The following is a 24,163-nucleotide window of genomic DNA, read 5'->3' on the forward strand; positions in this document are numbered from 1 at the left end:
TTATTTATTAAACTGTTTGTAATTAATTCTAACACATAGGAACATAGCTTTTGTACGTGTAAAAGAAGGCGTTTCACTTTTTTCGAACACACATAGCTCTAGCTATGTGAAAGAAATGAGTTTCTTTTTTTACAGTCTTTTTAAAACAAAATCTATGTTTCTATGTGTTTAATATCTTTTTTAACACACTCTACGGATTGTTTATTATTTAATTCTAATTGTTGTAGAAGCACCTTGTAATCCTGCACTTTCTGCTTTTACTGTAAATTGTCCTTTCTGCCCTTTTTTAGCTTTAACAATTACTAACACTTTTCCATTAAAAGCAGGTCTTTCTGTACTTTGAAATGGCACAAAACTAGTTGCATCACCATTATCTGTGGCTACAATTTCTCCAGCTCCTTCAATTGAAAATTTCACTAATGGATTTGAACGCGGAACTACTAAACCATTATTATCTGTAACATCAACCGTTACAAAAACCAGATCAACATCATCTGCAAGAACTTCTGTTCTATCTGCGGCCATTTTTAATTTTGCTTCAGTTCCAGTAGTTTTAACAATATCTGTAGCCCATACTTTACCGTTTTTATAACAAACCACTTTCAGCTCACCAGGTGTATAAACAACATCATCCCAAGTTAAACGGAAGTCTTTTCCAGTTTCCATTTTCTTTCTTCCAAGACTTTCTCCATTTAAGAATAATTCGCCTTCATTTCCAGAAGTATAAACGTGTACAGGAACAACTTTCCCAACTCTTTCACTCCAATTCCAATGAGGCAGAATGTGCGCAGTAGGAACGTCTGGTCTCCAATGTGATTTGTAGCTGTAATAGCGGTCTTTTGGAAATCCAGCCAAATCGATAATTCCAAAATAACTGCTTCTTGACGGCGGATTACTTTTTTGCAATTCTGCTAATTTTGCTTCCAGTTCCTTTTGTTTAGAAGGATCCGTTCTAAAATTCAACAAATTTGTTTCATCTGAATTGTATGGCGTTGGTTCTCCCAAATAATCAAAACCTGTCCAAACATATTCTCCTAATAAATGCGGATATTTTGCGTTGGTACGAAATTGTGTATCTGGCGAACATCCCCATCCTGGAAAAGCATCATCATAAGAGGAAATCTGCCAAGATTTTTTATCGAATTTATCATCAAAGAAATATTCTCCTCTTGAACTTACAGTTGAAGCAGTTTCACTTCCAAGCGTTGGTTTATTTGCATATCTCGGATCAACATCCCATTTTGGCTGCTGGTCAAAAAAGTAATTTACTCCCATAATGTCAAGTGCCATAGCTGCACCTGAACCTCTACCGCCGTCAGGATCATTGTAACCGTTAGAAATTGGGCGTGTTGGATCTTCTCTACGCATAATATCAGCCAGTTCTTTGGTTAATTTTACGTTTTGCTGATCTGGAACTTCGTTTCCAATTGACCAAATAAATACCGACGGATTGTTTCTGTCTCTGCGAACCAATGCCATTAAATCTCTCTCATGCCATTCGTCGAAAATTACATTGTAATCAAATTTCTTTTTTCCGATTCTCCAAGCGTCAAAAGCTTCATCCCAAACTAAGAATCCCATTTTATCAGCCAATTCTAACAATTCTGGAGCAGGTGGATTATGAGAAGTTCTTAATGAATTACAACCCATTTCTTTCAACATTACTAATTGTCTTTTTAATGCCGATGTATTGATAGCAGCTCCCAGCGCCCCTAAGTCATGATGGTTACAGGTTCCAAATATTTCAACTCTTTTACCATTTAATAAAAACCCGTTTCTTGGTGTAAATTCTATCGTTCTAATACCAAAAGGAGTGTTATAAGTATCAACTACTTTCCCATCAACGCTGATTTTAGTTTGCGCAACATAACGATTTGGCGTTTTTAAATCCCATAATTTAGGATTGTTCAAAACCGAATGTGTTTCGGCTTCTTCACTTCCTTTTGCCTTAATATCAAGTGTTGAAGTGATTAATGAACCTACTTTTGCTTTCAGGTTATCATTGATATCTATTTCGTACAAATCAGTTGTAACAACAGCTTTTACAGCTTTATTTGAAGCGTTTTGTACGTTTACCAATACTTTGATATCAGCCGCTTCTTTGGTAATATTAGGAGTTGTCACAAAAGTTCCCCAATGTGCAACATGCACTGGACTTGTTTTTACCAACCAGACATGACGATAAATTCCGGCACCTGGATACCAGCGAGAATCCCAATTTTCAGTATCTAAACGAACAGCTAGAATGTTCTCTTGACCAAATTTTAAAAACGGAGTCAAATTCATACGAAATGAATTATAACCAAACGGCCAAGTTCCTACATAATTTCCGTTTAAATAAATTTTAGCATTAGCCATTGCACCGTCAAAATCAACAAAAATTTGTTTTCCAGAATCTGAAGCAGGAACCGTAAAATGCTTACGATACCAGCCAATTCCTTTCCAAGGCAATTTTCCAGTTTCGCCTCTTAATTCAATTCTAAAAGGTCCTTTTATAGCCCAATCGTGCGGCAGATTTAATTTTTCCCAATTAGATTCGTTTAAAGAAACAGCTTCTAAATTTTTAGGTTCTTCTTTTACTAATCCATCCGCTAGAGATCCGTATCTTGAAAAAAGCCAATTGTCATCAAAAGACTGTGTATCCGTTGATCCCATTCTCTTTATGGCTGCTTGCTGCGAAAACACAGACGATCCCATGATTAAACAAAGCACTACTACTAGGCTTCTGCTTATCGAAAACATCTTTTTGTTCATGTTTGGTTTATTTAGTTATTCAGTTTTTTTGGTATTGTTAAGGCAATATTGTTTGCTTGCATATGCAAAAATTCTTGTTGTTAAAGCAAATTTGCTTCGCTACAAGGAACGGTCTAAATGTGTATATCCACCGTCAACATAAATAAGCTGCCCTGTTGTATGACTTGATTTATCAGACAATAAGAATACGGTCATATTTGCAATTTCTTCTGCAGTTGTCATTCTGTTTTCTAACGGAATTTTGGCTGTGATTTCTTTTAATTTTTGCTCTGGATTTTCAAGCGTATTAATCCATGTTTCGTATAATGGCGTATAACATTCAGCCACAATAACCGAGTTAACACGTATTCCATATTTTAATAATTCAACCGCCCATTCACGAGTCAAAGCATTACGACCGCCATTTGAAGCCGCGTAAGCCGATGTATTTCCCTGTCCAGTATCGGCAGTTTTTGAACCTATATTTACAATTGCCCCTTTTGTTTTTTTCAATTCCGGCAAAGCGTGCTGCGCAATCAAATAATAATGCGTTAGGTTTTTGTGAATTGAGGCAATAAACTTTTCATAATTACCGCTTTCTAAACCAACGCCATCATTTACACCTGCATTATTCACCAATCCATCAATGCGGCCGTATAAAGCAATAATTTGATCTATAGCCGTTTTACAAGCCTCTGGATTAGTTAATTCTGCTACTACAGACAAGGCTTTTCCGTTCTCCGCTTCTATTTGTCTTATAGCAGCTTGATTGTCGTCATCATCTCTTCCAATTATCACAGGAATAGCTCCCTCACCAGCCAGAACCTTGCAGATTCCTAGTCCAATTCCTTTTGCCCCGCCGGTTACGATAATTATTTTGTCTTTTAGATTAAGGTTCATTTATTCTTTATTTTGGTTAGTTAGGTAGTTAGTTTTTGTTGTTGTTTTTGCGAAACCCTTTAATCAGAATTTCAATTTAAACACATAGTTCCAATAGCTATCGGGATAGTTTTTGAGCTCTACACAAAAAAGCGTTTCACTTTTTAAAACGCATCCCGTCCCGACGGTTCGGGATAGGGACTATGTTTCTATGTGTTAAATATTTTCATCCGAGTCTTACATTATTTTTGTAACTGATAAAAGTTAATAGCGTTACTGCTCCAAAATTTATCTTGATCTGCTCTCGAAAACTTCGAAAAATAATCTTCAACAATATCGCAGGAAGACGAATACGAAGCCGCAAGCAAACTCACAGGCCAGTCACTGCCAAACATCAAGCGATCAATTCCAAATACTTCAGTAACTACATCTAAGCAATATGTAAAATCCTCACGCGTCCAATTACTCCAGTCAGCCTCAGTTACCAAACCTGAAACCTTACACATTACATTAGGAAATTTTGCAATTGCTCGAATTCCTTTCTCCCACTCGTTGAACTCTTTATTTTTGAAATCTGGTTTAGCCAAATGATCGATAACAAATTTTTGTTTTGGAAACTTCTCAACTAATTTTGCAGCATTCTCCAAATGTTTAGGAAAAATCAAAATATCATAAGTGAAATTGTGTTTTATCAATTTCGAAATTCCGTTTTGAAATTTTTCCTGAAGCATAAAATCAAGATCCGCTTCAGCTTGAACAATGTGTCTGAATCCCTTTAATTTTTCATACTGAGTATAATATTCTAAACGTTCATCAATCTTTTCAGCACATAAATCCACCCAGCCAACAACACCTTTTATAAAAACATTTTCTTTAGCAAGATCTAAAAGAAAACGTGTTTCCTCTTCACTTTGATCTGCCTGAACTGCCACACAGCCCTCGAACTGATTTTTTATCAATAAAGGTTCCAAATCTGAAGGCATAAAATCCTGCTGGATCACTTTCATATCGTCAGTAATCCAAGCGTCTTTTATAGGATGGTATTTCCAAAAATGCTGATGACTATCTATTTTCATGCAAATCGAATATTTTATCCATCAACATCCATTTTTCACCCTCTTTTGCCCAAGGCAGTGCTTTTTGATATTTCCACATCAATTCTTCCCATTTTTGCACTACAGGATTATTAGCATCCATTTCTCCTTTTCTTTCAAAAGTAAAAGTTTCATTCGCCTCAATAATCATAAACATCCTGTTGCCAACACAATAAATATCCAGATTCTCAATACCAGAATTGGTGATGCTTTCTGTAATTTCCGGCCAGATTTTTTCGTGATACTTTTTGTATTCTGCCATTAAAATCGGATCTTCAGTTAAATCTAATGCGAGACAATATTTTTGAGTTACCATATACTTTATTTAAAACTTTAGATAAAACATCTAAATTCATTTATTTTCAATTAAAAACAATTAAAATAAAACTACTTATTAAGCGCTTACTTTAATAACAATACCAGCTTGTTTTGCTAATTCTGCACGCTGCGATTTAGGAACCGAAACGCTGATTCCACCGCTTACTTTTTTATAACTTAACTTTGTTTTACTTCCTAAAAGCACAACATTTAATTTGCCTTTTAAATCATTCTTGATAATAATTTCAGAAGGGATTTCTTTTTCATTTGCTGATGGAAGATAAATTCCAAAAACTGTCTTTTCTCCTTTTGAAGTATAATACAAATTACCTTCCGAATAAGGGGCGATTGGTTTTGTAGCATAAATCGCCTCGCCGTTTACATCCAGCCATTTTCCAACTTCGGCTAATGCCTTTTGTACTTTAGGCTCAAAATCGCCTTTTCCGTCAGGACCAACACCAAGCAGTAAATTACCGCCTTTAGCCACAATTCCTGTTAGTAATTGAATTACTTCTGTTCCTGATTTATATTTATCATTTGGCACCCAGCCCCAATCATTGCCAAGTGTTACACAGCTTTCCCATGGAACCGCAATTGGTTTTTCGAGTACTTTGCGTTCAGGAGTTAGATAATCTTCATATTCACCCGGCACCCAGCGATCAACAACAATAAGTCCCGGCTGTTTTTTACGTGCCGTTTCGGCAATTAATTTCATATCGATATCTAAGTTCTGACGGTTCTTTTTTCCTTCAATTTGTTTTGCTGGACGAACCCAGCCTCCGTCAAGCCAAAGAATATCAACTTTACCATAATCTGTTGTTAATTCGTTTAACTGATTTTGGGTATATTTTACAAAGTTCTGCCATCTTTCAGGATGCGCTTTTATATCATAGTTTGGATTTCGATCTTTTGGCGGATAATACTTCCACCAAAAATCTTGTGAAGTCCAGTCTGGTTTCGAAAAATAAATTCCAACCGACAATCCCTCTTTTCTAGAAGCATCCAAAACATTTCTTAATACGTCTGGTTTTGCATTCTTAGCATTTGGCAAATTCGGATTTGTGATCTTAAAATCGGTAAATTTTGAATCGTACATACAAAATCCATCGTGGTGTTTTGATGTAAAAATCAAATATTTTGCACCGGCACTTTTAAACATTTTTGCCCATTTCTCCGAATCTAGATTTACAGGATTCAAGCTAAATCGTGCTCCGCGATAATCTGAAGCAAAAGAATCATAATCATCATAACCGTTACGGGTCACCCAATCTTCTGGAGCCAATCCCCACGATTCGCAAATTCCAAGCTGACTGTATAATCCCATATGAATAAGCACTCCAAACTTATAATCCTGCCATTTGGCCAAGTTTTCTTTTACAGCTTTATCCTTTGGAGCAATATAAGTATCTGCAGGTGTTTTTTCATTTTCCGGCATAATATCTCCTTGCGCCTGAGACAAAGTTCCTACGGCAAAACAACAAACGGATAATACTAGTTTTAATCTGCTTTTCATATTCTATAATTATATTTTTACCAATTGAGTGCAATTAATTTAACACATAAAAACATAGACTCTAATTCTTTAAAAAAGGCGTTTCACATAATCAAAATACACAGAATACACCTATGTAAAAAAAATGTGTTTCTCTTTGTACTTCTTCTTATATATATAAATCTATCCTGACAGTTATCCAGACTATGTGTTAAAATAAAAAGCTGCATCCAAACGAATTATACCTCTTTCTAAACTTATACCTTATTATAAAACAGAGTGTCTTTCTTTGAAGCAAAAACTAACTTATTTACTAAATCGTTTTATATATTTTGACACTCTTTTTTGATGCAATCTCAAAAAAATAAAATTATCGTATTATTAAGTCTTATATTACTCCAAAATTATCATTAATTAAGCATTTATTATCTTTACAATTAATTTCATAAAAAAAGAAAGAAAAAATAATGCAATCAAGATTTTTTTAGCCTTTTAAAAGAATATTTGCTTTTTATTCTTTATAAATTCAAACTGTTTGTTTCTATTTTCTTGCAGAAATAAAACAGCTTTAATAAAAAAGAATGCATTTACCTTTTTCTTTTTAAGAACTAGATAAATTTTGCCCGTATTTACAAATTGTAGAATCTTAAAACTAGACTAATGCCTTTTTTCTATATTCCTTTGGCGTTGTACCAATTAATTTTTTAAACAGCTTATTGAAGTTTGAAGCTGTTTTATAACCGCACTCATAGGCAATTTCAGAAACGCCTAAATCTGTTTCGATTAAATATTTGCAAGCATTAGAAACTCGAATTTCATTAAGATATTCTACAAAAGGTTTTTTAGTTTTAGCCTTAAACATTCTACAAAACGATGTAGGCGTTAAATTGGCAATTTTAGAAATTTCGTCGAGTGATATTTCTTCTTTAAAATTCGATTTTACGTATTTAAAAACCTCCGCCAGGCGGTCATTTTTATTATCATCGCTTACCGAAACATACGAACTGTCATTGATAAATCTTAAATCTTTACTTTTTGACAAAAGAAAAATAATCTCGATTAGTCCCATAACCACTTCAAAGCCTTTTTTCTTAAGCAGTTTCTCTAACTTTTTAGAAACAACAGCGTTTGTTTGTCCAGTAATTGAAACTCCTTTTATTGCTTGCGAAAAAAACTTCTTAATTTCCTGCGCTTCGGGAAGTTCATAAAAAGACGTTCCAAAAAGATCTCTACTAAAATAGATTACAATCGCTTTCGCCTTTAAACTATTAATTCCTTTATAGAAAATTTCATCATTAAGCCAAACGTGCGGAATATCATCTCCCAAAAAAACCATATCGCCAGATTCAAACGATTCAACAGAATTTCCGATAATTCTTTTCCCGTGGCTTTCTAAAATATATACCAACTCAAATTCTGGATGTGAATGAAAAGGTGACTGAAAAAAAGATTCTTCACGCGAGAATACAGACAGCGATGTATTGGTATAAGAAGCAATGTTAGTCTTTACAATTTTCATTTTCAGAATAGTAATGATAATTAATAATTAAATAAGGATAAAATCGAATTAATCACTTATTTTTTTTAGATATAATTTTAAATTTCCCAAAAAACAAAAATAATAAAAAATTCATACGAGAATACTAAATCGATTTACTAAGTTTGAAAAATATAAAAATTAAAGATGAAAATGAGTAATTAATTTTCATTTATTACAAAAAAACAGCACTATTTTTTCTATGCTTTACCTTGATCTATTGGCAGATTATGCAAATAATCAAAGATAAAATAGAGGTGATTATATAAAAAAAATGGAGTTAATAATTAGGCAGAGATTTCTCAAAAACACAAAAAAAACTAAAAAAATAAATTAAAGAAAGGCTTTCTTTTAAAACAAAACCTTTCATTAATACCATACAATTCATCGTTTTTTACTCCTCAAATTTAATTTTTTAGGTAAAATTTCTTTTGAAGTGATTTTGGAGTAAAATTGAAAAAACTAAAACTAAAAAAAATGAAAAAAGCCCTCGTGATTTTCCTTATTGGTTTGAGTGCAAACGCTGTCGCACAAACCAAAACTACTGGTAACGTTGTTGAATATTTTGGAAAAGAAAAAATTGTTACAACCGCTGAGGGGAACGTTCTATATAATTTCAGTACTGGTTTTACGCTTCCCGCTGATAAAAAATCAGGAACACTTTTTAACGGACAAGATCCTGTAGCTTGGCAGTATTCGGTTGGAAAATTTGTAAATCCGAACAAACAAAAAGGAGATTGGCAGCCTATTAAAGTTGATTCTTCCGGCGTTTTTAGCGGCAAGGATATGAGATCGGCATTTTTATTTACGGAATATAATTCTCCAAAAGAACAAATCGTACTGCTCGAAACAACCGGCGGCACGCGTACTTATATAAATGGTTTCCCGCATGAAGGTGATCATTACGATTTTGGTTATACATTGATTCCGTTTAAACTTCGTAAAGGCATAAATGAATTTGTGTACACAAAAGGTCGATTTGGACGCGTGAAATCAAAACTTGTAGTACCTTCAAAAAGCATACAATTTACCAAACGTGACTTAACTCTTCCGGATGTTATTAATGGTGAAAATGACGAAAAATGGGCTTCTGTACGTGTTATAAATGCAACGGAAAAAGAGTTAAAAAACCTTGTTATCAAAGCAAAATTATCAAGCGGCGAAACTGCAAATTATGCAACAGATGCTATTATGCCTTTGTTTGTTAGAAAAGTCAAGTTTAAAGTTCCTGCCGCAAAAGCCAATTTTACGGGCGAATTAAAAATCGAATTAACACTTACAGATAAAAGCGGAAAAGTAATCGATAAAACCGAATTCCCGATTCAACAGCGATCTGCAACGGTGCACCATGAGCGTACTTTTGTAAGTAAGGTCGACAACAGCGTACAATATTACAGTATCGCTCCTGCACTAGAAAGCGGTCCAAAAGCTTTAATACTTTCGGTTCATGGCGCTTCTGTTGAAGCTAGAAATCAAGCAAGAGCTTACAAACAAAAAGACTGGGCGCATATTGTTGCTGCAACAAACCGTCGTCCGTTTGGTTTTAACTGGGAAGATTGGGGAAGAATCGATGCAATGGAAGTTTTGGCCGAAGCTAAAAAAGTATTCAATACTATTCCAGCTCAAACTTACTTAACAGGTCACTCAATGGGTGGTCACGGAACTTGGTTTCTAGGAACTACATATCCAAGTAAATTTGCCGCAATTGCGCCTTGTGCTTCTTATCCTGATATCGCAACTTATGGTTTTGATAAAGGCGATGAAATGCATGATATGTTTAAAGCATATGAACCTATCAAACGTTCTGCTAACTCAGGTCGCGTTAGAAGTCTTGTTCAAAACTTAAAACAATCTGGTGTTTATATGCTGCATGGCGATGCCGATTCGACTGTTCCGATTTCGCAAGTGCGAGAAATGCGAGAAATTCTAGGAACTTTCCATCCCAACTTTTGTTATTATGAATATCCAGGCGGAGAACACTGGTATGGAGATCATTCTGTAGATTGGTTCCCTATTTTCGAGTTTTTCAAACGTCAAACAATTCCAGCAAATAAAGAAGTTAAAGAAATTGATTTTCATACCGCTTCTCCTGCTGTTTCTTCGACTGATTATTGGATAAAACTGCAACAGCAGATTCTTCCGTTTGATTTTTCTAATATTAATGCAAAAATAGAAAAAGATCAAATTGCGATTAAAACGAAAAATGTTTCTATAATGGAACTTGACTTGGTTTCGTTAGATTTAAAAGGTGAAATCACAATCAACATCAACGATCAAATCTTAAAAGCAGCAACTGACAAGAAAGCAATTCTGGCTTTAAAAGATGAGAAATGGTCTTTGATTAACGAAATCAATACGAATCAAAAATATGGTGATCGTCAAGGCGGTTTCAAATTTGCTTTTAATAACAATGTGGTTTTTGTTTATGCTACAGGCGGATCAGCTTCTGAACGCGAATGGTACTTAAACAGAGCTCGTTTTGATGCCGAAACTTTTTATTATAGAGGAAACGGAAGTATTGATGTGATTGCCGACCGCGAGTTTTCATTGGATAAATACAAAGATAGAAACGTAATTATTTATGGTAATGCTTCTAATAATAGCGCTTGGAAATTAGTACTAAAAAACGCTCCTATTCAAATTGACAATCAGCAGGTAAAAATAGGCAGTAAAGTATTGAAAGGATCCGATTTAGCTGCTTATTTTGTGGTACCTAGAAATGACAGTAAAACTGCTATGATCGGTGTTGTGGCTGGAACTTCAGAAAAAGGAATGAAAGCAACTTGGGCAAATAATTATATTTCTGGAATTACTGGTTTTCCTGATGTAATGATCTTTAAAACTGATTTACTTTTGAATGGTTTACCTAATATGAAAGTAAGCGGTTTCTTCGACAATGACTGGTCTGCGAAAACGCTTGAATTTTTTCAAAAATAAACAGCAAACAGCAATTTAAAAACCGCAAAATCATGATTTTAGACTCAAAAAAGAAAGACTGGTATTTATTTACTAATACGATTTAGTATTTCGACAAAAAACAATTACTTTTAACGAAAAATTAAAGAATACAAAACAAACGGTAATCGTTTAACACAGAATAAACAACCTTTTGGCAACCCTGTTAATTAGTTTGCAATGCATGAACTGCAAATTAGTATTCAAAAAAAGAATAAACAATTTCTAGGATGCCAATACTTTTTGAGTATAAAAACTAAAACGAAAAATAACATAGAACAAAACTAAAAAAATGGAAAAAAGATTTGCAATAGCGATGGATGTCGGCGGTTCACATATTACTTCTGCAGTTGTTGATCTTAATGAGATGAAAGTTTTTAAAGAATCCCTTTTTAAGGTTTCTTTTGATTCAAATCTGCCTACCAATGAAGTAATGGATTTCTGGGAAAATGCCATTCGTGCAGTTTTAGAAAAACCACAACTAGAGAATTTATCTGGAATAGCCATGGCAATTCCTGGTCCGTTTGATTATGAAGAAGGAACCTGCTGGATTAAAGACCAAGATAAATATGAAAACTTTTATGGTCTAAATATAAAAGACCTTTTGAGAGAACGTTTTGATTTTGATCAAAACCTTCCTATTGTTTTTGAAAATGATGCTAAAAGCTTTGGCAAAGGAGAAGTTTACAAAAACATGGAAAACCTGCCTAAAAATGTTATGGCAGTTACTTTAGGAACTGGTCTTGGTGCCTGTTTTATAAAAAAAGGAAAAATTGTAAGCACTGGTCAAAAAGTACCGCCAAATGGAGAAATATGGAATCTTGCTTATAAAAACGGAATGGCGGAAGATGCTGTTTCTTTAAGAGCATTACTTTCCGGCTATCATAATTTGACCGGTGTACATGTTAATAGCGGATTGGACTTGTATCTTTTGGCTGTTGATGGAGATCAAAAAGCGATTCAGGCTTTTACTGAATTTGGTGAGGATCTTGCCGAAATTATAATTCCGTGGTTGAAAAGTTTTAACGTTAGTATGTTGGTTATTGGAGGGAAAATTGCAAATGCAGGAGACTTGTTTTTAAATGTTCTTAGAGAAAAATTAGAAGAATCAGGAATTGAAATTGAACTGGTTATTTCGACAGATAATGAAACTACCGCTTTATTAGGAGCTGCAAGCTTACTTTATGAAGCTTAAAAATAAACCCATTTCTGATTTTCAACAATCAGATTCAAAAAATAGATAATAATGACAAATCGTAGAAATTTTCTAAAAAAAACGGCAATGGCATCTGCGGCTGTTGCATTTGGTTCTTTTGCTGGAAGAGCGGGAGAACTTGAGGAACAAAATGAAGTTACTGACGGAAAAGTAAGAAAGCCAATTGTGCTTTCGACTTGGCGTTTTGGTCTGCAGGCCAATGAAGCTGCTTGGGAAGTGTTGAAAAAAGGAGGACGCGCTTTAGATGCCGTAGAAGCAGGTGTAAAAGTTCCTGAAGCTGATCCAAAAGAAAGAAGTGTTGGTTACGGCGGAAGACCTGATCGTGACGGACGTGTAACTCTCGATGCTTGTATTATGGATGAAATGTCTAATATTGGCTCTGTGGGTTGTCTTGAGTATATAAAACATCCTATTTCTGTTGCTCGTGCTGTGATGGAAAAAACACCTCACGTTATGCTTGTTGGCGATGGAGCGCTTCAATTTGCATTGTCTCAAGGTTTCCCTAAAGAAAATTTATTACTTCCAGATTCAGAACGTGAATGGAAAGAATGGTTAAAAACATCCGAATATAAACCAATTGCAAATATCGAAAATCACGATACTATTGGTATGATTGCACTCGATGCAGCAGGAAATCTTTCAGGTGCCTGCACGACAAGCGGTATGGCATTTAAAATGCACGGACGTTTAGGCGACTCTCCTATTATTGGTGCTGGTTTATATGTCGATAATGAAATTGGTGCCGCAACAGCAACTGGTCATGGCGAAGAAGTAATTAGAATTTCAGGCTGCCACTTGGTTGTTGAATTAATGCGCCAAGGAAGATCACCACAAAAAGCTTGTGAAGAAGCTGTTTCAAGAGTTGTAAAATTGATGAAAAACCGAAATAAAAATCTAAAAGATATTCAGGTTGGTTTTATTGCCTTGAATAAAAAAGGAGATTACGGTTCATACTGCGTTCAAAGCGGTTTTAACTACGCCGTTTATGACGAAACCGGGAATCGCTTAATCGATCCTGATTTTTATCTTAAATAACATACTACTTGTTATTGATTCGTTTCTAAGTATCTCTTCTGCATACTATAAATTTCTTCAACACATAGTCCCGAAACTTCAGAACTATGTGTTGAAATTAATAACATCCAACGAGTATTAAATAAAAAGCTATCTAACCAAATATAGATAAAACAAACAACCACAATGAAAAATAAATTCCAGTTATTATTTACAGCATTAGTCTGTGCCAGCGCTTTTTCTCTGCATGCCCAAGGTGATTTCAGTATGGAAGCAAACAAATCTGAAGAAGCAGGTTATATTGCACCAAAAGATCCATTGGTAAAAGCCAATCTTGACAAATGGCAGGGTTACAAATTTGGTGTATTAATCCACATGGGACTTTACACTCAGTTAGGAACGGTTGAATCTTGGGGATTAGCTCCAGAAGACTGGGTAACTAGAGATGGTTACAACGATTACTACAAATATGCAACTGATTATAGAAACACAAAATACAAACTGAATCCTACGAATCTAAATTCAGAAAAGTGGGCTAAAATGTTCAAGAATGCCGGGGCAAAATATATGATATTTACCTCCAAACATCATGATGGATTTTGTATGTATGATTCGAAATTTACTGATTTTAAAATCACAAATCCAGAATTGCCTTATAGCAAAAACGCAAAAGCCGATGTGCTGAAAGATGTTTTAGATGCTTCAAGAAAAGAAGGTTTGGCTGTTGGTGTTTATTTCTCTAAGCCTGACTGGACAACTGAAACTTTTTGGTGGCCTTATTATCCGCCAAAAGACAGAAACCCAACTTATGACATTACTAAATTTCCAGAAAGATGGAAAAGTTATGTACAATACACCCAAAATCAGCTGAACGAATTGACCACAAATTATGGTAAAGTTGATATACTATGGCTTGACGGCTGCTGGGTTCGACCGCTTTCAACTATAAATAAAAAAGTAGAAGAGTTTTGCAAATATCCTTATGATATGGATATTGATATGAAACTAGTCTCAGAAACAGCCCGCAAGAAACAACCGGGAATGTTAGTGGTAGACCGCTGGGTTCCGAGTGAATATGAAAACTATTTAACGCCCGAACAAAAAACACCTGAAAAACCATTAAGCGTGCCTTGGGAAAGCTGTATTACACTTGGCGGAGCTTGGGGATGGGTGCCAAATGATCATTATAAATCTTCAAAAGAAGTAGTTCAATTAATGACGAGCATTGTTGTTAAAGGCGGAAATTTATTATTAGGCGTTGGTCCAGATGCCAAAGGAGAATTTGATCCAAAAATTGAAACTACTTTAGCTAATGTTGGAAAATGGTTAACTGCAAACGGCGAAGCTATTTACGATACTAAACCTGTTGCACCTTACCTAGATGGAAAAGTTGGATATACGCAAAAAGGAAATGCTGTTTACGGTATTTATATGCCAGCAAAAGAGGAAAAAGAACTGCCAGCATCAATCACTATTAAAACGGATAAAAAAGGCGGTTTAAAAGTCTCTTTATTGGGTTCTAAACAAAAACTGACTGGTAAAAAAGTAAACGGCGGTATTGAAGTTACAATTCCGCAAGAACTTAGAACTTCTTTAGCAGCACAAGAAGCTGTTGTAATTAAAGTGATTTAACAGCTAAACATATAAATACTTATAATTCATTATAATTTTATTTAACACATAGAAACATAGATATTAGGTTTCGACCAAAGAATACAAAAAAGAAACACGTTTCTCCCATATAGATGCCTATATGTCATTTAAATTACCGAAATGCATTTTTTTAAAGTAACAAATCTATCCCGAAGCATCGGGACCATGTGTTAAAAACAATAACGCCCAATGGGTTAAATTTATTAAATTCTAAAGATGAAAAAACAATTAATAACAATTTTGGGATGTCTTGCCTTTTTATCTGTGACAGCTCAAAAAGTAAGTGCTCCAGCACCTTACGGCGCGCTGCCAAGCGAACCGCAACTGCGCTGGCATGAAATAGAACAATATGTTTTAGTCCATTTTACACCCACAACTTTCCAAAATAAAGAATGGGGTTATGGAGACGCTGATCCTAAAATATTTAATCCAACAAAATTTGATGCCAGTCAAATTGTAAACGCAGCAAAATCTGGTGGTTTTAAGGGCGTTATTTTTGTGGCTAAACATCATGATGGATTTTGTTTATGGCCGACAAAAACAACTGCTTACAACATTAGTGCAAGTCCGTTTCGTAATGGAAAAGGCGACATGGTAAAAGAATTTGAAACGGCAACACGTAATGCAGGAATGAAATTCGGACTTTATTGCTCGCCTTGGGACAGAAATAATGAAGATTATGGAAAACCTGAGTATGTTACTAAATACCGAAATCAGTTAAGAGAATTATACACGAACTACGGTAAGTTATTCATCACTTGGTTCGATGGTGCAAATGGCGGCGACGGTTATTACGGAGGCAAAAAAGAAAGCCGAAGTATCGACCGTGCTACTTATTATGATTGGGATAAAACATGGGCGATTTCTAAAGAATTGCAGCCAGAAGCTGTTATCTTCTCTGATAACGGCGAAGTACGCTGGGTAGGAAACGAAAGAGGTTTTGCAGATGAAACTTCATGGGCCACTTTTACTCCAGAACCAATAGCTGGAAAAACAGTGGCTGTTCCTGGAGAAACTAATTACGAGAAAGCACCAACTGGAACTCGAAATGGTAAGTATTGGAAACCTGCTGAGTGTGATGTACCGCTTAGGAATGGCTGGTTTTATCATGCTAACGAAGATAATCACGTAAAATCAGTTTCGGAGTTGTTTGAGATTTATTGTAAATCTGTAGGTCGTGGTGCTGGTATGGATATTGGTCTTGCGCCAACTACAGAAGGCATATTGCATCCAAATGATGTTAAAGCATTAAAAGATTTTGGAGATTTCTTAAAGCAGACATTTTCTAATAACCTTGCACAATCTGCTGTAGTTACTCCTTCGGAAATTCGAGGTGACAATCAAATATTTTACGGACCTAAAAATCTTACTGATAACGATCGTTATTCGTATTGGGCTACAAGTGATGATGTAAAAAAAGCTTCTGTAATTTTAGAATGGGATAAAGAACAAACTTTTAATATCATTCGTCTAAGAGAAAATATTAAACTTGGACAACGTATTGAAAAAATCGAAATTGACGCTTTTGTCAATGGAAAATGGAAAAAAATAAGCGAAGCTACAAGTATTGGTGCTAACAGACTGGTGCGTTTACCTAATTATATCTCAACTTTAAAATTGAGAATTCGCATTGTAGAATCTCCTGTTTGCATTACTTTAAGTGATATTGGTGTATTTAAAGAACCTGAACAGCTGGCTGTACCAAAAATTAAAAGAAGCAGAGACGGAATGGTTTCGATTGCAACAGAATCTGCTGTACACCAAATTCATTATACAACTGACGGAACTGAACCTACTATGCATTCACCAATTTATAAAGAAGCTTTTCCGTTTTTAACTTCTGGCGATATTAAAGCCAAATCTTTCGGAATAGATATGAAATCTGGTGAAACTGCAATTCAATCCTTTAATGTTTGTAAAAAGGACTGGAAAATAGTTACAGCTTCTTTCGAAAATGAACAAACATCAAATGCTATTGATGAAAATGCAGAAACTATTTGGAGTACCGCAGACAACACATCGTTAATGCCTCTGCCGCAATTCATAGTTATTGATATGGGACAAGAATTGGAAATCAAATCTTTATCGTATTTACCTCGCCAAAACGGAACTGGCGGAATTGTGAAAGATTACCAATGGCAACTAAGCAGCGACAATACAAATTGGACTACCATTGCTGAAGGTGAATTTGCTAATATCAAAAGCAATCTTGTTGAGCAAAACATTACTTTAAAAGCATCAGCCAAAGCCAGATATATTAAATTTACAGGAAAAACAACTGTAGACGGCAGATATATTACTGTTGCTGAAATTGGTGTAAAAACGAAATAATCCAGTTTTCTTTTACATAAATTAATAGAACCAAAAAAGGACTTTCAAAATTGAAAGTCCTTTTTTTTAATTGTAATTACATTTCCTGAATTGGCTCCAGCTTTAGCTGGAGTTTATATAAAATCAACCAGAAAGGCTTTAGCCAAAATGCGTGATTTGGCTAAAGCCTTATTTTTATGATATTAAGCAACTCCAGCTAAAGCCGGAGGCTATTCAATTAATTTAATACTCAAAAAAGCCTCTCTTAATGACATTGGGCTTCGAGATTATGCTACCTGAAAGAAACATGTTTTTGTCTTCTTTTTATACATAATCCTATTCGAGATTGGAACGGTATTTCTATGTCTTAGATTGCTTTTCTAACAATTACACTCAATGGGTTAATTAAACTTTTTATTCCTCTTATTCCTGAATTACTTTTAATGTTGTTCCGTTTACAAAATCATCGTGATTCATAAAAAAGCTATTTAATGTTTTTCCGTTTAACTGAATTTCTTTGATTTTTCCATCTGTATTCATTACCCTTTCAATTACAACATTATCTTTTTTATAATACCTTGAATCTAGTTTAATTGTTACTTTATCAAACATTGGTGTTGTAATAGTGTAAATTGGATCTCCTGGTGATATTGGATAAATTCCCATCATAGAATAAACCAGCCAAGCTGACATAGTTCCTGTATCGTCATTTCCAGGTAATCCTTTTGGTTCATTTTTAAAATATTCTCTGACCAATTTCTTAACCATTTCCTGACTCTTCCACTCCTCACCTTTTACATAGTTAAACAAATAAGGATATGCGATATCTGGTTCGTTTGCCATATCAAATTGCTTTATGTCAAACACTTTTTGCAATTGTTCCGAAAAAACTTTATCTCCGCCCATTAATTTAATAAGTCCCCTTATATCATGCGGCACCATAAAAGCATATTGCCACGCGTTACCTTCTATGAAGCCAACATTTTCCTGAAAATTAGCTCCTGCGTTAGGATCAAAAGGTTCGTACCATTTTCCGTCTGGTGTTCTTGGTCGAAGTAATTTTAAGTCTTTATCATATAACTTTTGGTACGATAATGATCGTTTATAAAAACGCTTATAATCTTCTTTTTCTCCTAAAGCTTTTGCCATAAGTGCAATCGCATAATCTGAAACATTATATTCTTCTGTTGTAGAAACTGATCCATGATAATTTGTAGACAAATATCCTTTTTGAATGTATTCTTTAAGCCCAGGTCGCAGCGGATTTTCTTCAATTTGATCTGCTCCTTTCAGCATGGCGTGATATGCTTTGTAAATATCAAAATCCTGAATACCTTTTAAACAAGCATCTGCTATAACAATACTAGCTGGATCTCCAACCATTGTAAATGTTTCTGTCGAGTTTAATTCCCATTTAGGCAGCCATCCATTTTCATCATACATCTGCAGCATGCTCTTTATCATATCAGATTGCTGTTTTGGATAAACTAATGAAGTTAACGGATGCATATTTCGATAGGTATCCCATAACGAAAACACTGTATAACGTGTATCATTGGTTCTTCCAACCTTTGTTCTTTTTATTTTGGGATACTCGCCATTAATATCATTTAATGTATTTGGATGAATTAAAGTATGATATAATGCGCTGTAAAAAATAACTTTATCCTGATACGAACCGCCTTCTACCAAAATTTTAGAAAGTTCTTCGTTCCAATCGTTAAATGTTTCTTTATAAACATCATCAAATGATTTATACGCTGTTTCTTTTTCCAGATTCTCGCGGGCATTTGCAACACTTACATAAGAAATTCCAATTTTAACTTCGACTGTTTCAGTTTTGTCAAAATTATACGAAAAATAAGTTCCAATGCTGTCTCCAACAACGGTCTTAACTGTATTTTTCATTATTCGGGTTTTACCATTATATCCCATCCATTGCGCTTCGACACCTTTGTATTTTGTTGTATTTTTCCAAACACCAAAATGGTCTGCTGGCTTAGAAAATTTAGCTACGAAATAAACCGGATAAGCATCTTCAGGACTATTATAACAAAATGATCCAACAGAACGCATTCCTTCAATTTCTGTCGATGAAACTACTTTGACCATTGCACCTTCTTCATTTGTCAATCCTAAACCTAGATTCAACAAAATATTAGATTGCCCTTTTGGGAAAGTGAATTTGCTTACTCCCACTCTTTTTGAAGCCGTAAATTCCCCCTTAACATTATATTTGTCTAAGTTTACACTATAGTATGCTGTTTTCGCCACTTCTTTAGAATACGTTGAACCGTATTTTAAATGATTGGTTTCTACTGCTCCTGTTGTTGGCATTAACATAATAACACCCAAATCTGGACAGCCTACACCACTTAAGTTTACTTGACTAAATCCTGTTAAAAATGTATTCTCATTTACATAAGGATTCGACAACCATTGACTGTCCTTTTCTAACGGATTTTGAGATCCTGCCACATTAAACGGGCTGATACTAGCCATTCCTCTTGGCGCAATAGGCCCAGGAAAAGTAGCTCCATAATTGGAAGTTCCAATAAGCGGATTTACAAAATCTGCAGGTTGCTGTGCAAAAGTATTTATGCTAAAAAACAGCATACTAAAAAAGCATGCTGCTTGTGTTATTCTCTTTTTTCTTAAAAACATATTCTTATTTGTTAATCGCTTCAATCTTTAAAGTCCACGCTTCTTTACACGGTAAATTAGTACTTAAACTTTCTGGAATTGCAACTTTAAATCCGTCCGCTAATTTCGTCCATTTTAATGGTTTATTAAAACCTAACATCGAGATTTTTGTACCTTTTTTTGGATTTATAGATTTTACAACAACTTCTGAAGGAATTTTCTGTTCTCCTTCTTTGGCTAAATAAAACAAGAAAACGTTTCCGGCTTTATTTTGTGTCATGCAAATATTATCTTCTTTATAAGGTGCGATAGGTTTTGTATCATAAATTGCAGAGCTGTTAACTTTCATCCAGTCTCCAAAAGAAGCTAACAAATCATAAGCGCCCTGCTGCCATTCTCCTTCTGGACTTGGAGCAACATTCAACAATAAATTCCCGCCTTTTGCAACGACATCAATAAGCATATGAATTCCTTGTCTGCCTGTCATATATTTTGCATCAGGCGTGTATGACCATCCGCCGCCAGAAGTAATACAAGATTCCCAAGGATAAGGAAGTGTTTTTTCAGGAACACGATTTTCAGGTGTTAAGTAGTTTTGATTTTTGCCGTGAACAGCTCTGTCAACCACTATTAAACCAGGCTGTTTCTGACGCGCTTTTACAACCAATTCATCCATTTTAACATCTTGGCTTACCACTCTATGTTTTATAAATCCGTTTTTAGAAGTGTTTTCTAAAAACTTTGATTTATAATATTCATTTATACTTTTCTGATCTCCTTTTTCTACCCAGCCGCCATCAAGCCATAAAATATCAACTTTTCCATAATTGGTTAAAATTTCTAAAATTTGATTATGGGTGAAATCAACATATTTCTGCCATTTTTCAGGATATAACGCTGGATCATAATTTACGTTTCTGTCAAATGGAGGAAAATAAGGATCCCAGTAGTTTTCGTTGTGCCAGTCCGGCTTAGAGAAATAGGCTCCTGTAGAAATACTTTCATTTCTAAAAGCATTAAAAACCTCTTTCAAAATATCCGCTTTTGGGTTACTGCTGAAAGCGCATTCTTTATCAGTTACTTTATAATCAGTATATTTAGAATCATACATCGAAAATCCGTCATGATGTTTCGTGGTAAAAACCATGTATTTCATTCCCGCTCCTTTTGCTGCTTTTGCCCATTTTACAGGATCAAACTTTGTTGGATTAAAGGTTTTCTTTAAACCTTCGTATTCTTTTACATATTGACTGTAATTACCCGGATTGCTTCCTTTTTTACGTTCACACCATCCATAATCTTCAGGACAAATTGACCATGATTCTACAATTCCCCATTGACTATATGTTCCCCAGTGCATCAACAATCCAAACTTTTTACCTTGCCATTGCTCTAGATTTTTTAAAACTAATGGATCTGTTTCCGGCACGTAACGTTCGTCTTCATAAATAGCCTGAGAGAACATTTGTACAGAAAATAATACTGCGATTAATACTATTACTTTTTTCATCTTTGGTTTGTTTTTTTTTGGTTTGGTTTTACTGCAAAAATTTGAACTTAGATTGCAAGGAACTTTAGTTTTACACTAAATAACCACGATCATTGTCATTTCGACGAAGGAGAAATCTTAGAAAGAAACTCCACAATCAAAAGCGACAATCTTTGTAGAGCTACTCGCGAAGATTTCTCCTTCGTCGAAATGACAAAAATGCGCAAACTAACTTCAATCTTAAGCTTTTATCAAAGTTCCTTACATCTTTGGTTTAAAACTTTGACATAGTTTATTTCTTATTATTTAATTCACTAGAATTTCATCAACAAACAACCAAGAACTTTCGCCTCTTGGACTTTTCTTTAAATTTGACGCAATTATTTTTATGAATCGAACATTGGTTTTTTCAAAATTGATTTTAAAATCTTTTAACTCTGAAGTAGGATTAGAGGCATAAGGACGCGATACTTTACCTGCTTCTTTGTATTTGATGCCATCGTTTGAAACTAAAACTTTTACTTGTACTGGAAAAAAGATACCTGCACCTTGACTTTCTAAAGTTCCAATAATCACTTCTTGTACACTTTCCTGCTTCTCTAGATCAATAACAAGTTCCATGTCGTTAACAAGCCAAGCCTGCCATTGTCCATCATGAAAATTCTTAGATCCGCGAATTGTATTTACCATTGTAAAAGGACCGTCACCTTTATAACTGTTGTTAAATGGTGTTAAGTAATTGACTTTATGCGCTACTGCTTTGTGGAATACAATAGTGTCTATAAAGGTTTTTCCAACCGGTTTGTCATTCTGAAATAAAGAAGCTTTTAAAACTGTTGTTTGATTAAACTGAATTGGATTTGTATATTTCAGAGCGTTTATATCCAACGTTTTATTACCTAATACATATCGAATATCTGGATTTGGAAATTCATTTTTTAAAGTCACATTAATTTGTTTCTTCACTATATCTGCACTTGAAACTGCTGTAACTAAATAAGCACTTTTTGCATAATTGATTCCCAAATAATCGTATCGTTTTAATAACGGTGCTAGTCTGGTTGTAAAGTCATTCCAATTACGACTTTCTTTAGAACTCCATAAAACTTCGGATAAAGCAGCTAATCTTGGAAAAATCATATACTCCGAGTCTTTTGGTGCCGAAAGGAATTCGGCCCATAAATTAGCTTGCCCGCCCAAAACATGTGCCGCTTCTTGCGGTGTCATTCCAGATACAACAGGATCAAACTCGTAAACTTTATTTAAAGGATTGTAAGCATCAAAAGCTAATGGTTCTTCATTTTGAGGACCTTGGTAGAAATTAAAATAACAAGGAGATTCTGGAGTCATAATAACATCATGACCTTGCTGTGCTGCTTCTGTTCCTCCTTTAGTTCCTCTCCAGCTCATTACTGTAGCTTCTGGAGCTAATCCGCCTTCTAAAATTTCATCCCAGCCAATAAGTTTTTTGCCTTTAGAATTGATGTATTTCTCCATTCTTTTTACAAAATAACTTTGCAGTTCATGAACATTTTTTAAGCCGTGTTCTTTCATTCTTTTTTGGCAATGCGGACATTTTTCCCAATTTGTTTTTGTTGCCTCATCACCGCCGATATGAATATATTTTGAAGGGAATATTGTAATTACTTCATCAATTACGTTCTGAAGAAACTCAAATGTAGATTCTTTTCCTGCACAGTAAATATCCGTTATAGGCCATAATCCACCAGACGGCACTCCAATACGCTGATCAAAACAAGCCAATTCTGGGTACGCAGCAATTGCACTGCTTACGTGTGCCGGCATTTCGATTTCTGGAACAACTTCTACATTTTTTGCAGCAGCATATTTTACGATTTCTTTTAATTCTTCTTGTGTTAAAAATCCGCCGTAAGTACCTTTTTGGTCAGGGTTTGTAAGCAATCTTGCATTCCATGCTAAATTTTCCTGATCGACTCTCCACGAACCAACTTCTGTTAGTTTTGGGTATTTTTTAATTTCAATTCTCCAGCCTTGATCGTCTACTAAATGCAAATGTAAAACGTTCATTTTGTGCATTGCCAAACGATCGATTGTTGCCAGAATATAATTTTTATCAAAGAAATGACGTGATAAATCCAACATTAATCCTCTCCATTGAAAACGAGGTTCGTCAGTAATCGTTACATTCGGAATTTCCCATTTTACAAGAGTTACAGCATTTTTACTTTCGATTGCAGTTGGAAGTAATTGTCTAATCGTTTCTAATCCGTAGATAAAACCTGCGTTACCTTTTGCTGTAACAGTAATTGTATTGTTATTGATTTCTAATTTATAGGCTTCGTTATGAAGGTTTGAATCAACTTTAAACTGTATGTAATTGTTCTTTGGTGCTTTTGTTCCAATAATTGGGCGCCAGCCAGCTGCAGCTCCAAATTTGTTTATTAAAGCGTTTGAAATGTCTTTTTGAAAATCTGTTGCAGCAACAAATACGGTATTCTTAGAAAACTCAAATGATCCTGATTGTAAAACCAGCTGATTAGGTTTTGGAATGATTTGAATGTCTTTTTCTGTAAAAACTTTTTGACTGTAACCCGAACTTAAAACGGCTAAAAATAGTAAGGTGAATAAGGGTTTTAATGTTCTCATAATTATTATTTTAATTAGGATATGATTTTAAACTGGTATATTTTTTTATCCTTCAAAAGATACTCTTTTTTAGAAAACGTTATACATTTTTCTGTGTCATTGCAGCATTCTTAAAAAACATAATAGGAAGCATTTATGGGCTCCCTATTATATTCCTTTATTTTATAATTCTGTCAAAACGTTTGGTATACGCTCGCAGCTA

At 34.7% G+C, this 24,163-nt stretch carries 14 protein-coding genes; 5 read left to right on the forward strand and 9 right to left on the reverse strand.

Annotated elements, in window-relative coordinates; genetic code table 11:
- Positions 1-204 precede the first annotated feature (204 nt).
- The 6 genes from galB to B0A81_RS01535 form a co-directional block, all read right to left on the reverse strand.
- Positions 205-2,754 carry a beta-galactosidase GalB gene (gene galB / locus B0A81_RS01510; RefSeq protein WP_208861295.1) on the reverse strand — a complete coding sequence of 850 codons (2,550 nt, stop codon included), beginning with the start codon at positions 2,752-2,754 and terminating at the stop codon, positions 205-207.
- 99 nt (positions 2,755-2,853) lie between these two features.
- Positions 2,854-3,633 carry an L-fucose dehydrogenase gene (locus B0A81_RS01515; protein ID WP_089056365.1) on the reverse strand — a complete coding sequence of 260 codons (780 nt, stop codon included), beginning with the start codon at positions 3,631-3,633 and terminating at the stop codon, positions 2,854-2,856.
- A 221-nt stretch (positions 3,634-3,854) separates the two neighbouring features.
- Positions 3,855-4,688, reverse strand: coding sequence for an amidohydrolase family protein (locus tag B0A81_RS01520; protein ID WP_089056366.1), 834 nt, complete (start codon positions 4,686-4,688; stop codon positions 3,855-3,857).
- Positions 4,675-5,022, reverse strand: a complete 348-nt coding sequence (locus B0A81_RS01525) for an L-rhamnose mutarotase (protein WP_089056367.1) — start codon at positions 5,020-5,022, stop codon at positions 4,675-4,677. Before B0A81_RS01525 ends, B0A81_RS01520 begins: the two co-directional genes overlap by 14 nt.
- A 78-nt stretch (positions 5,023-5,100) precedes the next feature.
- Positions 5,101-6,537, reverse strand: a complete 1,437-nt coding sequence (locus tag B0A81_RS01530) for an alpha-L-fucosidase (protein WP_089056368.1) — start codon at positions 6,535-6,537, stop codon at positions 5,101-5,103.
- A 631-nt stretch (positions 6,538-7,168) separates the two neighbouring features.
- Complete coding sequence (locus tag B0A81_RS01535) at positions 7,169-8,035, reverse strand: AraC family transcriptional regulator (protein ID WP_089056369.1); 867 nt, start codon at positions 8,033-8,035, stop codon at positions 7,169-7,171.
- A 495-nt stretch (positions 8,036-8,530) separates the two neighbouring features.
- On the opposite strand from B0A81_RS01535, the gene B0A81_RS01540 reads away from it, so the two are divergent.
- The 5 genes from B0A81_RS01540 (at position 8,531) to B0A81_RS01560 (ending at position 17,222) form a co-directional block, all read left to right on the forward strand.
- A complete protein-coding gene (locus B0A81_RS01540; RefSeq protein WP_089056485.1) occupies positions 8,531-10,990 on the forward strand; it encodes a prolyl oligopeptidase family serine peptidase in 2,460 nt (819 codons plus the stop codon).
- 310 nt (positions 10,991-11,300) lie between these two features.
- Positions 11,301-12,203 carry an ROK family protein gene (locus tag B0A81_RS01545; RefSeq protein ID WP_089056370.1) on the forward strand — a complete coding sequence of 301 codons (903 nt, stop codon included), beginning with the start codon at positions 11,301-11,303 and terminating at the stop codon, positions 12,201-12,203.
- Between the two features lie 51 nt (positions 12,204-12,254).
- Complete coding sequence (locus tag B0A81_RS01550) at positions 12,255-13,259, forward strand: isoaspartyl peptidase/L-asparaginase (protein WP_199170228.1); 1,005 nt, start codon at positions 12,255-12,257, stop codon at positions 13,257-13,259.
- A gap of 165 nt (positions 13,260-13,424) precedes the next feature.
- On the forward strand, positions 13,425-14,870 hold the full coding sequence (locus tag B0A81_RS01555; RefSeq protein WP_089056372.1) for an alpha-L-fucosidase: 1,446 nt from the start codon (positions 13,425-13,427) through the stop codon (positions 14,868-14,870).
- Between the two features lie 237 nt (positions 14,871-15,107).
- Entirely contained in the window at positions 15,108-17,222 is a 2,115-nt protein-coding gene (locus B0A81_RS01560) for an alpha-L-fucosidase (RefSeq protein ID WP_089056373.1), read from the forward strand.
- A gap of 402 nt (positions 17,223-17,624) precedes the next feature.
- Here the strand turns inward: B0A81_RS01560 and B0A81_RS01565 are convergent, their stop codons facing one another.
- The 3 genes from B0A81_RS01565 to B0A81_RS01575 all read right to left on the reverse strand — a co-directional run bounded on the left by B0A81_RS01565 (position 17,625) and on the right by B0A81_RS01575 (position 23,961).
- Positions 17,625-19,865 (reverse strand): GH92 family glycosyl hydrolase, encoded by a 2,241-nt coding sequence (locus tag B0A81_RS01565; RefSeq protein WP_089056374.1) that lies wholly within the window; start codon positions 19,863-19,865, stop codon positions 17,625-17,627.
- Between the two features lie 4 nt (positions 19,866-19,869).
- Complete coding sequence (locus B0A81_RS01570; protein ID WP_089056375.1) at positions 19,870-21,354, reverse strand: alpha-L-fucosidase; 1,485 nt, start codon at positions 21,352-21,354, stop codon at positions 19,870-19,872.
- Positions 21,355-21,639: 285 nt separating this feature from the next.
- Positions 21,640-23,961: a glycoside hydrolase family 20 protein gene (locus B0A81_RS01575; RefSeq protein WP_089056376.1), complete on the reverse strand. Its 2,322-nt coding sequence runs from the start codon at positions 23,959-23,961 to the stop codon at positions 21,640-21,642.
- Positions 23,962-24,163: the final 202 nt, after the last annotated feature.

It is taken from the genome of Flavobacterium plurextorum (assembly GCF_002217395.1).
In the GTDB taxonomy this organism is placed as follows: Bacteria; Bacteroidota; Bacteroidia; order Flavobacteriales; family Flavobacteriaceae; genus Flavobacterium; species Flavobacterium plurextorum.